The sequence below is a fragment of the Agromyces sp. MMS24-JH15 genome (assembly GCF_043518605.1).
Taxonomy (GTDB): Bacteria; Actinomycetota; Actinomycetes; order Actinomycetales; family Microbacteriaceae; genus Agromyces.
Genome location: NZ_CP171358.1, coordinates 3,070,695 through 3,083,842, shown reverse-complemented (window position 1 = coordinate 3,083,842; position 13,148 = coordinate 3,070,695). Strand labels below are relative to the sequence as shown.

12 protein-coding genes are annotated in these 13,148 nt (G+C 71.6%); 4 read left to right on the top strand and 8 right to left on the bottom strand.

The window, feature by feature from the left end:
* Window positions 1–83: 83 nt before the first annotated feature.
* On the bottom strand, window positions 84–1,310 hold the full coding sequence (locus ACDF64_RS14055; protein ID WP_394551983.1) for an MFS transporter: 1,227 nt from the start codon (window positions 1,308–1,310) through the stop codon (window positions 84–86).
* 221 nt (window positions 1,311–1,531) lie between these two features.
* Between ACDF64_RS14055 and ACDF64_RS14050 the strand changes: the two genes are divergently transcribed.
* The 4 genes from ACDF64_RS14050 (at window position 1,532) to ACDF64_RS14035 (ending at window position 5,624) form a co-directional block, all read left to right on the top strand.
* Window positions 1,532–2,446, top strand: coding sequence for a LysR family transcriptional regulator (locus tag ACDF64_RS14050; protein ID WP_394551982.1), 915 nt, complete (start codon window positions 1,532–1,534; stop codon window positions 2,444–2,446).
* Window positions 2,447–2,576: 130 nt separating this feature from the next.
* Window positions 2,577–3,641: an adenosine deaminase gene (gene add, locus ACDF64_RS14045; protein ID WP_394551981.1), complete on the top strand. Its 1,065-nt coding sequence runs from the start codon at window positions 2,577–2,579 to the stop codon at window positions 3,639–3,641.
* Complete coding sequence (locus ACDF64_RS14040; RefSeq protein ID WP_394551980.1) at window positions 3,638–4,369, top strand: GntR family transcriptional regulator; 732 nt, start codon at window positions 3,638–3,640, stop codon at window positions 4,367–4,369. Before add ends, ACDF64_RS14040 begins: the two co-directional genes overlap by 4 nt.
* Window positions 4,370–4,415: 46 nt before the next feature.
* On the top strand, window positions 4,416–5,624 hold the full coding sequence (locus ACDF64_RS14035; protein ID WP_394551979.1) for an amidohydrolase family protein: 1,209 nt from the start codon (window positions 4,416–4,418) through the stop codon (window positions 5,622–5,624).
* A 62-nt stretch (window positions 5,625–5,686) separates the two neighbouring features.
* Here the strand turns inward: ACDF64_RS14035 and ACDF64_RS14030 are convergent, their stop codons facing one another.
* From ACDF64_RS14030 to ACDF64_RS14000, 7 genes are read right to left on the bottom strand one after another with little or no spacing between them, the layout of a single operon-like run.
* Window positions 5,687–6,943, bottom strand: a complete 1,257-nt coding sequence (locus tag ACDF64_RS14030; RefSeq protein ID WP_394551978.1) for an acyl-CoA dehydrogenase family protein — start codon at window positions 6,941–6,943, stop codon at window positions 5,687–5,689.
* Entirely contained in the window at window positions 6,940–8,358 is a 1,419-nt protein-coding gene (locus tag ACDF64_RS14025) for an NtaA/DmoA family FMN-dependent monooxygenase (protein WP_394551977.1), read from the bottom strand. The genes ACDF64_RS14030 and ACDF64_RS14025 overlap by 4 nt, the downstream gene beginning before the upstream one ends.
* Window positions 8,355–9,485 carry an acyl-CoA dehydrogenase family protein gene (locus tag ACDF64_RS14020; protein WP_394551976.1) on the bottom strand — a complete coding sequence of 377 codons (1,131 nt, stop codon included), beginning with the start codon at window positions 9,483–9,485 and terminating at the stop codon, window positions 8,355–8,357. Before ACDF64_RS14020 ends, ACDF64_RS14025 begins: the two co-directional genes overlap by 4 nt.
* 33 nt (window positions 9,486–9,518) lie before the next feature.
* Window positions 9,519–10,373, bottom strand: coding sequence for an ABC transporter permease (locus ACDF64_RS14015; protein ID WP_394551975.1), 855 nt, complete (start codon window positions 10,371–10,373; stop codon window positions 9,519–9,521).
* Window positions 10,370–11,140, bottom strand: a complete 771-nt coding sequence (locus tag ACDF64_RS14010) for an ABC transporter permease (RefSeq protein WP_394551974.1) — start codon at window positions 11,138–11,140, stop codon at window positions 10,370–10,372. The genes ACDF64_RS14015 and ACDF64_RS14010 overlap by 4 nt, the downstream gene beginning before the upstream one ends.
* Window positions 11,130–11,963 carry an ABC transporter ATP-binding protein gene (locus ACDF64_RS14005; RefSeq protein WP_394555151.1) on the bottom strand — a complete coding sequence of 278 codons (834 nt, stop codon included), beginning with the start codon at window positions 11,961–11,963 and terminating at the stop codon, window positions 11,130–11,132. Before ACDF64_RS14005 ends, ACDF64_RS14010 begins: the two co-directional genes overlap by 11 nt.
* 5 nt (window positions 11,964–11,968) lie before the next feature.
* Window positions 11,969–12,997: an ABC transporter substrate-binding protein gene (locus tag ACDF64_RS14000; RefSeq protein WP_394551973.1), complete on the bottom strand. Its 1,029-nt coding sequence runs from the start codon at window positions 12,995–12,997 to the stop codon at window positions 11,969–11,971.
* Window positions 12,998–13,148: the final 151 nt, after the last annotated feature.

Sequence of the window (13,148 nt, the reverse complement as noted above, 5' to 3'; positions counted from 1 at the left end):
TGGCCTCGGCATCGGGCAGACGGGTCGATGCGCCGAGGCGGGCGGCGCGATCGCATCGCGCCGCCCGCCTCGGCGGTCCGAACTCAGGCCGCGACCGCGGCGGATGCCTTCCGAAGCGCGAAGCCGACCGCCGCACCGACCAGGAGCGCGACGATGCCAACGACCCCGACCGCAGCAGGCAGTGCGCCGAGCCCGGCCGCGAGCACGGCCACGAGGATCGGCGTGAGGAACTGGCCGAGGAAGAACGCCGAGGTCCACCATCCGGTCACCCGACCGCGATCGGCGAAGTGCGCGGCCGCGACGACCCACGTGAGCAGCGACGGCAGGAGCACACCGGACCCGAACGACGCGATGACCGCGCCGACCCCGATCCCGGGCAGCCCGGGGACGATCCAGATCACGAGCATGCCGACGGCCTGGAGGCCGAAGGCGAGCGGGAGCAGCACTCCGTGACCGAGCTTCGAGAGCTTCGCGAACGACAGTCCGCCGATCGCGGTGGCCAGGGATGCGATCGCGGCGACCCCGCCGATCGTGGCGGTGTCATCGGCTGCGACCCCGGTGCCGACGACCAGGTAGCTCACCTCGAGCACGATCACGTAGAAGGTGAAGCCGCCGAACAGGGTGACGAGCAGGGGAACGCCGATGCGCGCCCACGGGATGCGGACCTTCGCGGGCCGGTCACGGGCCTCGGGTTCGCCGGCCTCGGCCGCGGTCGGCTCCCAGAGCGAGATCACCATGAGCGCGCCGATGAGGATGCTCACGGCGTAGACCCAGAACGGCGTGTGCCAGCCGCCGACGCCGAGCGCGCCGCCGATTGCGATGAACGCCGTCGCCGCGAGCGTCGTGACGACGGTCTGGAGGCCCAGGTACCGATTCCGTCGCCGCTCCTCGTGGAAGTAGTCGACGATCAGCGTCGTGCAGACGGTCATGATGGCGGCCTCGCAGACGCCGACGAGCACGCGGCTGAGGAGGATCGCGGGAAGCGCCTCGAGCCAGGCCGGCGCGGTGCCGACGATCGCGTACGCGAACATCGCCACGACCAGCAGCGTCTTGCGTCCGAGGCGGTCGACGATCTGCCCTGCGAAGGGTGCGAACAGCGCGATCATGAGCGCGGGGATCGCGACGATCATCGGCACGAGGACCTCGGCGCCCGGCGTATCGCCGAAATGCTCCGAGAGCTGGGGCAGGATCGGCGTGATGAGCACGGATCCGAGGACGGGCATGCAACTGCCGGCCAGCAGCAGGACGGCCTGCCAGACGCCGGCGCGCCGCTGAGCGGTGGGTGGGGGTGCGATCGTGGTGTCGCCCATGACGTGTCTCTCCATCGAGTTCGTCGGTCGCGACCGCGGGCGGGTCGCGCGCGCAGGGGGTGCGCGAGTCCAGTGAACCCAGATGCGGAGGCATCCGGAAACCGGAGATCGCTGATCCCCGGTATCGGTGTCGTGGATGCCCCGCCCGGCGTCCGCTATCGGCTCGTGCGATATCCTTCCCGCGGATATCCATCCGGCTGATGCACACGAGGAGGTGTGGCATGACCGACCGGCCGTCGATCGCCCGACTCGACCTCAACCTGCTCGTCGCACTCGACGCCCTGCTCACCGAGCGCAGCGTCACCAAGGCTGCGGAGCGCCTGCACCTCAGTCAGCCGGCGCTCAGCGCGTCGCTCGCCCGGCTCCGCACCCACTTCGGCGACCCGCTCCTGGCCCGCCGTGGGAACGCGTACGAGCTCACCCCGCTCGCGCTCCGGCTCGCGGAGCACACCACCGCCGCGCTCGAGTCCGCCCGGCGCGTGTTCGAGAGCCAGGCGGAGTGGGACCCGGGGGAGTCGACTCGCGAGTTCTCGATCTACGGCTCCGACTACAGCCTCGCCACGGCGGGCCGGCGGACCGCGGCCCTCGCCGCCGAACGCGCGCCGGGCGTCCGGTTCCGGTTCATGCTGCACAATCCGCAGATCGTCGAGGATGCCGGCAACCGGCTGCGCAGCGCCGACGGACTGTTCATGCCGCACGGATTCCTCACCGACCTGCCGTTCACCGACCTGTGGACGGACACCTGGGTGGTCATCGCCGCGACGGGGCATCCGTCGATCTCGGAGCGCGTCACGCTCGACGACGTCGCCCGCCTGCCCTGGGTCTTCACCTACCAGTCGCAGTCGGCCTTCACCTCGGCGACCCGGCAGATCCAGCAGCTCGGCATCGAGCCGAAGGTCGAGGCGGTCGTCGAGAGCTTCCTCGCGCTTCCGATGTTCGTCGCGGGCACCGATCGACTGGGGCTCATCCAGGCCGGCCTCGCGGAGTACGCGACCCGCATCGCCGCGGTGCGCGCGTACGACCTGCCGTTCGACGCCACGCCGATCCACAACGCCATGTGGTGGCATCCCATGCACCGACGCGATCCCGAGCACGAGTGGCTGCGGTCGATCGTGGCCGAGGCGATGCGGCTCTGACGCTCGACCCGGCTGTGCCCCGCGCGGGCGTCCCACTTGTCAACAGGTAGGCTGGCGGGCGACGTCGGCATCGATTGGGAGGCTCGTGAGGCACACGGTGGAGCAACGGTTGCTCGCGTTCATTCGAGCGATGCCGAAGGCGGAGGTCCACGTGCACCTCGAAGGCGCGATCGAACTCGCCGACCTGCTCGAGGCCGCCGCGGACGCCGATGCGGCGCTGCCGGGCCCCGCCGCGACGCTCTTCGATCCGAGCACGCACCGACTGCGTCCCGGTGGGTCCGAGCTCTCGACGTACCTGGAATTCCTCGACTGGGTCGGGTCGCTGTACGGCTCCCGACAGCGTCTCGCTCGGCTCGCGTACCGGTTCGCAGCGAGGCAGAGCGCCTCGGGCGTGAGGTACACCGACGTCATCGTGAACCCCAGTCACTGGGGCGCGTGGCGCCACGACCTCCCCGGCTTCTTCGACGCCCTTGCGTCGGGACTCGACGAAGCGGAGGCCGACGGCCTCGCGCCCGTGGGCCTCTGCGCATCGATCGAACGCGGCCAGACCGCGGCCGAAGCCGCCGAGCTCGCGTCGATCATCGCCGAGCGCCGGCCGCGGCGCGTCGTCGCGCTCTCGATCGACGGCGACGAGGGACGTCACGGACGCACCGCTGCGCGTTTCGCCGACGCCTTCGACATCGCCCGTCGCGCCGGGCTCGGTCGCACGGTGCACGCGGGTGAGTCGAGTGGGCCCGAGGGCGTGTGGGATGCGCTGACGCTCCTGCACGCCGATCGCATCGACCACGGCGTGCGCGCGGTCGAAGACGACCGGCTCGTCGCGCACCTCGCCGAGGCCGGCGTGTCGCTCGGCATCTGCCCGAGCTCCAATCTCGCGCTCGGCGTCGTCGACCGACTCGGCGTGCACCCGGTCCAGCGACTGATGGAGTCCGGCGTCGTCGTGACGATCAACAGCGACGACCCCGCTCCGCTCGCCACGAGCATCGAGGCGGAGTGGGCGATGTGCGCGGCGGCGTTCGGCTGGGACGGGTCCACGCTCGTCGATCTCGCCCGTGCCTCGGTTCGCGCCTCCTACGCATCAGCCGAGGTCCGTGCGGTGCTCGAGAGCGAACTCGACGCGCAGGCCGCGCACGCGGAGCACGCCGAACTCGACCGACTCGGGGCGACCGCGCGCCTGCTCGAGGCGACCCCATGACCGACCAGATCGAACGGGTCCGCCGTGGGGTGCTCGCCATCGCCCGGGCCGTCGCGCTCGACGCCTCCACGATGCCCGGCGAGCACGAGCTCGCCCGGCGCCTGGAGGTGAACCGCCCGCAGATCCGCAAGGTGCTCGCGCAGCTCGAGCAGCAGGGCATCATCCGCCGGCATCAGGGTGCGGCGACGACCGTCGACCCGGTCGCGCTCGGGCTGACCGTGCGTCTCGAGGAGCAGCTCGAGCACACGGCGCTGCTCGATCGACTCGGCTTCGAGCCTGGCGTCGAGCTGCTCGTCCAGGAGCGCATCACCGTGGACGCGCGGCTCGCGGAGACGCTCGAGGCTGCGCCCGGGTCGCCAGCGCTGCGCGCCTACAAGCGCTGGACCGCCGACGGCCGTCCCGCCATGCTCGCCGACAACGTGCTGCTGCTGCCGGAGAGCGACGAGCTCGACGAGCTCGACGAGCTCGACGGTGCGCGCTCGCTCTTCGAGCTCGTGGAGTCGCTCTGGCGCGAGCCCGTCGTCTGGGAGATCGCGACTCCCGGCGTCGAGAATCTGGATGCCTCGCGCGCGGCGCTGCTCGACCTGGCCGCCGATCGCGCGTGCATGACCCTCACGATCGTCGGCGTGCTGCGCTCGGGACGACGCGTGTTCGAGGCATCCGAATGGCACCATCCCGACATCGTCAGGTACTCGGTCGTCCGTCGCTTCCCCGATCCGTGGGGCTGACCCCGAACCGATCACCCGACCCCGACGGCCCGATGGAAGGACCCCGATGACCCAGAACGGCCGGATCGACGGCATCGCACTGTGGGACGGCACCGCCGACCGCGGCCCAGCGACACTCAGCTGGCGCGACGGCGTCCTCGAGCGCGTCGACGCCGCACCGACGGCGGCCCGGTTCGCCGGACTCTCGGCGATCCCAGGGCTCGTGGACACCCACGTGCACTTCGACACCCACGTGCCCGAGCCGGGCGTGCCGCAGGACCGCACCTGGCAGCTCTCGACCACCGAGGCCGACCAGACGCTCCATGTCGTCGGCAACGCGCTGCGCTTCGCGGCCCTGGGCGTCACGACCGCGCGCGACCTCGCGTCGTCCGAGGTGCAGCTCGCGGTCGCGCGCGCATTCGACGAGGGCGTGATCGACGGCCCGCGCCTGCTCGGGCACGGCCCCGTCGGCATGACCGCCGGCCACGGCGACCTGTTCACCCCGCGGGCCGTACGTGATCGACCGCCGGTTGCCGACGGCGTCGACGAGTGCCGTCGCCTCGTGCGTCGCTGGGCGCGCGCCGGTGCCTCCGGCATCAAGATCTACACCTCGGGCGGCATCCTCTCGATGGGCGACCAGGTCGGCTGGCGGAACCACACGCGCGAGGAGACCGACGCGATCGTCGATGAGGCGCACGCGCTCGGCCTGCCCGTCGCCGCCCACACCCACAGCGCCGAGGGCCTCGACCTCGCGCTCGCGGTCGGCGCCGACTCGATCGAGCACGGCACGGGCATTTCGGAGCGCCATCACGCGCAGCTGATCGAGCGGCGCATCCCCGTCGCCCCGACCTTGACGGTGCACGACGTCATCCTCGCCGGCACCGACCCGCGCGGATCGGCCGCACGTGAGAAGGCTCGACGCGCGATGGCTCGTCGCGATCCTGCGTTCCGCGCGGCCGCCGACGCGGGGGTCCGATTCGTGCTCGGCACCGACGCGAACGGCCACCTCGTTCCGGTCGGCGGCCAGTGGGCCGAGTTGCGGCGCATGGCCGAGGTGTTCGGGTGGAACGCCGAGCGCACGCTCGTCGCCGGCACGTCCGACGCCGCCGACGCGATCGGCCTGGGCGAGACCGTCGGGCGCATCGCGCCCGGGTTCGTCGCTGACCTGGTGATCATGCGCGGCGAGCCCTGGCGGTCGGTGGACGACCTCCGTGCGGAGCACGTCGTCGCGGTCGTCTCGCGCGGCCGGGTGATCGCGGGCGAGCTGCCCGGATGAGCCGCCCGCGGCGGGGTATCGGCCACGCCGCACGCCCCGCCGCAGGCTGACGCGAGTCGGACTCAGTGCTTGTCGCCGACGTCCCGCCCGACCGCGAAGCCCGGGGGCACGGTGCCGTTCAGCGCGTGGTCGCCGAGCTGCCGCGCCTTGAACGGGTAGGGGTTGTGCGACGCGAGCGCTCGGGCATTCCGCCAGTGCCGGTCGAGCCCGAGGCTCGTCGAGAGCGACGAGGCACCGAGCACGTCGAGCAGGTGCGACGTCGTCTGCAGTGCGAGCTCGGAGAGGACGACCTGCGCCGAGCTCACCGCGAGTTCGACGTCGACGAATCGTGCGTCGATCTCATCGGCCGAGGCATCCGCCTGCAACCAGACCGCCCACGCATCCTCGAGCTCGCGCCCGATGCCGTCGACGATGAGACGCGCGGCGTCGGCCGCTGCGCGGGCGCGGCCCACCTGCTCCTGCACGACCGCGTCGTGGCGCGGCAGCTCACCCGTGCCGGTGAAGTACACGCGGCGCTTGGCACGGACCTGGTCGGCGAGCTCGCGGGCGGATGCCTCGATCACGCCGCTCAGCGCGGCGAGCAACACGGTCTGGTGGAGACCGGAGCCCCCGCGCGAGGGCCCGTCGCCGGCGAATCGTCGGACTTCGTCGGGGTGTACGAGCACGTCCTCGAACACCGTCGTGCTCGTCGCCGTGAGCCGCTGGCCGAACCCGTCCCAGTCGTCGAGCAGCGTGACGCCCTCACGGTCGACCGGGACGACGGGGACCACCGGGGTGCCGTGCTCGTCGACCGCACCGACCGGGATCCACTGGGCGTACGCGTTGCCGGTGCCGTAGATCTTGCGACCGGTGAGGCGCAGCGTGCCGTCGGCCTCGGTGCGCAGCACGGTGTTGACCTCGCCGATCGCCGACCCTCGGGGCTCCGTCGTGCCGCTGCCGAAGAGGTCGCCCTCGGCGACCCGGGTGAGCCACCGAGCATTCCCGGCCGCGTCCGGTGCGCGCAACAGCTGCTCGACCTGGTAGAAGTGCTGGCGGAGCGCCTGGGGCAGGTTCGAGTCCGCCGCGCCGAGTGCGAGGAGGAGGCCGACCAACTGCCGCAGCGACGCACCGTGCCCGCCGCGCTCGACAGGGAGCCGCAGTGCACCGAAGCCGGCGAGGCGCAGCTGCTCCATCTCGCGATGCGCGAGCGCGCCGGTCGCCTCGCGCTCGGCGGCGGTCGCGGCGATCTCGGCGAACAGGGGTGCGAACCGGGCGTGCAGTTCGGCGTCGGTCGGTGCGGCCTGGCGCGACGGCCGGGTGGCGGGTCGGGCGAGGGTCATGATGCGGCCTCCTCGAGGACGGGGTCGGATGCGCCGGTCGAGGCGCGGCGCGCGGCGAGCTCGGCACGAATGCGTCGGGCGGGGTGCCGCTCCGGAAGGAACGGTCCGTCGCCGGTGACCTTCTCGCGCACCGTGGCTCCCGGCCCGTACTCGGCGCGCATCGTGCCGCGCTCGACGAGGATCGGGCGCACGTGGTCGACGAAGTCCTCGAACGAGCCCGGTGAGACGAGGTACTGCAGGTTCAGGCCGTCGATGCCCGCGTCCTGCCAGGCATCGATCTCGTCGGCGATCTGCTCCGGCGTGCCGACCACGTGCCGGTTCGCGGCCCAGCGCAGCAGCCGCTCGAAAGTCCACGACGTGTCGGGTGCGTTCGCGAGCACGCCCGCGGCGAGCTTGCCGGGCAGGCCGGAGTCGAGGATCTCGGCGACCGTCGAGCGCAGGTCGTAGCGCGAGAGATCCTCCTGCCAGAACCCGCTCAGCTTCACGAGGATCGAGTCGAGCGACTGGGTCTCGCGGAGCTCGGCGTCGAGGCGCGCGGCCTCGGCCTCGGTGCTCCCGACGACGATTCCGAGCCCGCCGAGGATCTTCACGTCGTGCGCGGCGCGGCCGTGCGCGACGGCCGCGTCGCGGAGGATCTTGATGTTCGCGGGTGCCTGTTCGCGGCCGCCCGAGGTGAACAGCACCTCGGCGTGCTTGCCTGCGAAGGCGATCCCGGTGCCCGACGCCGCGGCGTTGAAGAGGAAGGGGGTGCGCTGCGGCGACGGCTCCGTGAGATGCGGGCCCGGAACCGTGTAATAGGGGCCGACGTGGTCGACGGTGTGCACCTTCGACGGATCGGTGTAGATGCCACGTTCGCGGTCGGCGATCACGGCGTCGTCCTCCCAGCTCGCCTCCCACAGCTTGTATGCGGCCGTGACGTAGTCCTCGGCGCGACCGTAGCGCTCCTCGTGCGTCGGCAGGCCGGCGTGGCCGAGATTGCGACCGGCGCCCGGCAGGAAGCTCGTGACGATGTTCCACGCGATCCGCCCGCCGCTCAGGTGGTCGAGCGTGGAGACCTTGCGTGCGAACGTGTACGGCGGCTCCTGCAGGATGTTCGCGGTCAGCGCGAACCCGAGGTTCGTCGTCTCGTGCGCGAGGATCGGGATCAGCACGGCGGGGTCGTTCACGGGAGTCTGCATGCCGGTCGCGATGGCCGTGTCGCGGTTGCCGCCGTAGATGTCGTACGGTGCCAGCACGTCGGCGAAGAAGAGGAAGTCGAACGTGCCGCGCTCGAGCAGCTTCGCGAGGTCGACCCAGTAGCCTGCCGAGTTGAGTTCGGTCTGTCGACTGTCTGACCGGCGCCAGGCGCCATGGTCGTGGTGCGAGAGCACGAACTCGTTGAAGGCGCTGAAGATCAGCGGCGATCGCGTGGTCATGCGGATTCCCCCGAGGTCGTGCCGAGCACCTCGGCGCCGATGACCCCAGAGAGGACCTCGGTCGAGTACGCCATGAGCTGGCCGGCCTCGGCATCGCGCAGGTGCCGTTGGATCGGCGACGTGCGCAGGTACCCGCTGCCGCCGCCCACGCGCACCGCGAGCTGCGCGACGTCGACCGCGATCCGGTTCGCCAGCAGCTTCGCCTTGCCGAAGTCGCCGTCCGCGGCGGCTCCCGCGTCAGCACGCTCGAGCGCGCGCTCCCAGAATGCGCGGGCGGCCTCGAGGCGCACGTGGTGCTCGGCGACGGCGTACTGCACCCACTGCTGCTCCGCCAGCGGCCGGCCCACGATCGTGCGCCCGCGCGCGTGCGCGACGAGTGCGGCGAGCGCGGCATCCGCGATGCCGAGTGAGATGCCGGGCAGGCCGGCGCCGACGAGGTTCAGGTGCCCCGCTCCGGGCGGCCCGGCTCGCCGCTCGTCTGGAAGGAACGTGTCGTGGAAGCCGAGCAGTTGGCTCCGCGTGCCGCGGAGGCCGAGGGAGTCCCAGATCGGCGTGACCGTGATCGACTCGTCGGGCTCGATCCCGAAGAATGCCGGCGCGCCGTCGATCGCGACGTTGACGAGCAGGTGGTCGGCGAGCTCGCTCCCCGACACGAACCGCTTCGCACCCGAGATCGTGAAGCCGCCGGAGACGGGAGTCGCCTCCTGCTGCGGGTGCAGGAACCGATTGCCGCTCGTGGGTTCGGAGAGCGCGTTCGCGAAGCGGTCGCCGCGGAGGAGTGCGTCGGCGAAGTGCGTGCCGAGTCGTTCCTCGGTGAGTTGGGCGAGGCCCACGGCGGCGCCGAGGTGCATCGTCCAGATCGTCGCGACGGCGGGGTCCGCCTCGGCGAGCGAGCGCACGACCGAGCCGTAGAAGGCGTAGCCGGCCCCGCCGCCGCCGAGGCGCTCGGGCAGCACGGCCGCGTCGAAGCCCGACGCGTTGAGCCACCGCAGTTCGGCCTCGGGCAGCGTCGCGTGCTCGTCGTGCTCGGCGGCCGCGGCAGCGATCCGCGGGAGTGCTCCGGCCAGGGTGTCGAACAGGGAGCGCGTGTCGGCGCGGACGGGCGCCGGGGCGGCTGGAGCGACCACGTTCATCGTGAGCCTTTCGTTGGGGGAGTGCGGCTAGGCGTCGCCGAAGCGGGCGAGGAAGATCTCCTCGATCGCCGAGACGAGGGTGTAGACGAGCGTCGCGACGGCGATCAGGACGACCGCGACCGTCCAGAGGGTGTCGTACTGCGAGGTTCCCGCTGCGCGCATGAGCTGCGAGCCCGACCCGGAGCCGGTGACGAGCCACTCCGCGATGAGCGCAGCGGACAGCGCCTGCGGGATCGCGATGCGTGCGGCGGTGAAGAAGGCCGGGAGCGCGGAGGGCACGCCGATCTTCATGACCTGCGCGAACCTGCGACCGCCGAAGACGCCGACGACGTCGAGCGCCTCGCGCGACGCGCTCGCGATGCCGAACGAGATCGTGACCAGCGAGGCGAAGAACACCACGATGAACCCGATCGCCGCGAGGCCCGCGGTGCCGCGCCCGAAGGCCAGGATGATGAGCGGCGTCAGCGCGACCAGCGGGAATGTGCGCAGCACCATGGCGACGGGCATGAAGGTCGTGGCCGCTGCGGGCAGGAGGGCGAACCCGATCGCGACGATCGTGGCGCCGCCGAGTCCGGCGAGGTACCCGATCGCTGCGTCCTGGGCGGTGATCGCGAGGCCCTCCGCGATGAGTGCGCGATTCGCCTCCGCCTCCGGACCGGTGACGAGGTACTCCCACACCACGAGCGGCGTCTTGCCGACGAAGGGACTCACCCCCGAGAGCAACAGGAACGCCCACCAGAGCACGACGATGAGTGCGCTCACCGCGACGAAGACCACGGCGCGACGCCCGACCGCGATCACGATGCGAAGCCCGACGGTTCGGTCGGCGGACCCCCGTCCAGCGCGTTTCGCGGCCACTGCGCCGGCGGTGAGGGTGGTCATCGCGTCCTCCCGGTGCGAGCCCAAGGCAGCGCCACCCGGCCGAGCAGCGCGAAGAGGGCGTAGCCGATGCTGGTGAGCGCGGCCGCGCTCAGCCCGAAAATCCACGTGCGCTCGACCTGGATCGACCGCTGCGCGACGGCCAGCGCGACGCCGATCCCCGAGTCGACACCGCCGAGGTACTCGCCGATGATCGCACCCATGATGGCCGCGGGAACGGCGACCTTCAGTGCGGTCAGCGCCGCGGGCAACGTGGCCATGAGGCGCACCTTGCGGAACATCGCCCAGCTGCCGCCGCCGTACACGCGGATCACCTCGAGTTCGGCGACGCGTGCGGCACGCAGGCCGAGCAGCGTACCGACGAGCGTGGTGAAGAACACGCCGACGGCGGCGAGGAAGATCGACGGGGTCCGCCCGCCCGCGAGCGCGAGGACGACCGGGCCGATCGCCGCGGCCGGCGCGCATTCGATGAAGAGCGCGAACTGGCTCACCGCGGTGTGCGAGCGCGGGATGAGCATGACGACGGCCGCGAGCGCGAACGCGACCAGCACGCCCCAGATGAAGCCCTGGGCTGCGCTCGACAGCGTGATGCCGATCTGCGTCACGTAGTAGGTCGCCCCATCCGCTGCCAGCTGGTCGACCAGCGTCGGTGGCGCCGGCACCACGCCGTTCGACGCGAACACCGTCACCGCGACGATCCACCAGGCGGCGACGACCATCACGAAGCCGAGGGCCCCGAGCAGGATCTGCCGGCGACGATCAACGAACATCGGCGTCCTCGCCGTCGCCACCGCTGAAGAGCAGGTCGACGAGTCGAGCCTGGAGCGCATGGAACTCGGGCGAGCGCAGCACGTCGACCGTGCGAGGGCGCGGCAGGTCGATCGGGACGACCTCGATGATGCGACCAGGCCGCGGTGACATGACGGCCACGACGTCGGACAGCAGGATCGCCTCCTGGATGCCGTGGGTGACCATCAGCGTGGTCGCCGGTCGTTCGGCGAGGATCCGCTGCAGTTCGAAGTTCAGGCGCTGCCGCGTCATGTCGTCGAGCGCACCGAACGGCTCGTCGAGCAGGAGCAGTTCGGGGTGCACGACGAGGGCGCGTGCGATCGAGACCCGCTGGCGCATCCCGCCCGAGAGCTGCGCCGGGCGGCTGTGCTGGAAGCCGTCGAGCCCCACCAGGGTGATGAGGTCGTCGACCCGCTCCCAGTCGGCACGGCGGCCCGCGAGCTCGAGCGGCAGTGCGATGTTGCGCCGAACCGAGCGCCAGGCGAGGAGGGCCGGGTCTTGGAACGCGACACCGACGTCGGTGCGGGCTGCGCCGGTCACCGCCGTCCCGTGCACCTCGACCGTGCCGCTCGTCGGCTGTTCCAGCCCGGCGAGGATCCGCAGCACGGTCGACTTGCCGCAGCCCGACGGGCCGAGGAGTGAGACGAACCCTCCGCGTGGGAGCGAGAGGTCGACCTGGTCGAGGGCGTGAACCTGCTTCCGACCACGGCCGAACTGCTTGGTGAGGCCCCGTACCTCGAAGCCCGGGACATCCTGCACGGGGGCGACGGCCCCGGCCGAGGCCGGGGCCGTCGCGATCGCGATGCCGGTCACTGGCCCTCGGTGCCGAGGACGAGCTCGGGGTGGGCCTCGTAGACCTTCGCGATGAGCGAGGTGTCGAACAGCGAGTCGGCCTCGACGTCGTAGCCGGCGAGCGCGAGGCTGTCGACGTTGCGCTGCACGGCCTCGTCCGTCACGATGCCGATGCCCAGTTCGCGCGACTCGTCCGTGAGGATGAGCTTCGCCTGCTGGTCCCACGACAGGGCGATCGAGTCACGGTCGTAGTTCTGGTCCTTGCCGTAGACGTCGACGACGAGGTCGATCGTGCCGTCCACGTCGTCGAACGCGGCCTTCCACCCCTGGGCGTAGGCGGTGAGGAACGCCTCGACCTTGTCCGGCTCCTCCGCGAGGGTCTTGGCGGTGACGACGACGGCTTCGCCCGAGTAGGCGAGTCCGTGATCGGCGAGCAGGAACTCCTGCGCGCCGAACCCGCTCGCGCGGAGCGCCGCGCCACCGTCGCCGTAGCCCATGAAGCCGTCGATCGAGCCGAGCTTCAGGTCGGTCTGCGCGTCACCGTAGGGCACCCGGTTGACCTCGCTCGGGTCGATGTCGTTCGCCGCGAGGAACGCCTCCCAGTTGGTCGCGCTCGAGTCGGCGATGGCGATCGTCTTGCCCACGAGATCGGACGGCTCGGTGATCGGGTCGCTGTCGGCGGAGACCAGGGTGAACGGGTTCTTCTGGTAGGTCGTCGCGACGATGCGAAGGTCCGCACCCTCGGCGTTGGCCTGCGCGATGTCCGCCGGCGCGGCGATTCCGACCCAGGCGGTACCGCTGGTGAGTGCGGTCGCGGCCGGGACGCCGCCGATGCCGCCGGCGACGAGATCGACCTCGCCGAAGCCGGCCTCGTCGAAGTAGCCGCCCTCGATCGCCTCGTAGTAGCCGGAGAACTCGTGGTTCTTCAACCACGAGAGCTGCACGGTGATGTCACCGTAGTCGGCGCCGGCAGCGCGGTCGGTCTCGGCCGCGGCGTCGCCCGCCGCGCAGGCGGTGAGGCTGAGCGCGATGGCGCCGGCGGCCACGGTGGCCAGCGCTCGGGCAGTGCGGGAACGAAGGATGCGGGGCATAACGGGGTGCCTCTCTGGGTACCGGGATGGGTGAAGGCCGCCTCGAACGACGGCGACTTGTCAACAAGTAACCCAACAGTACGAAGCGGATCGACGTGTGCGCGGT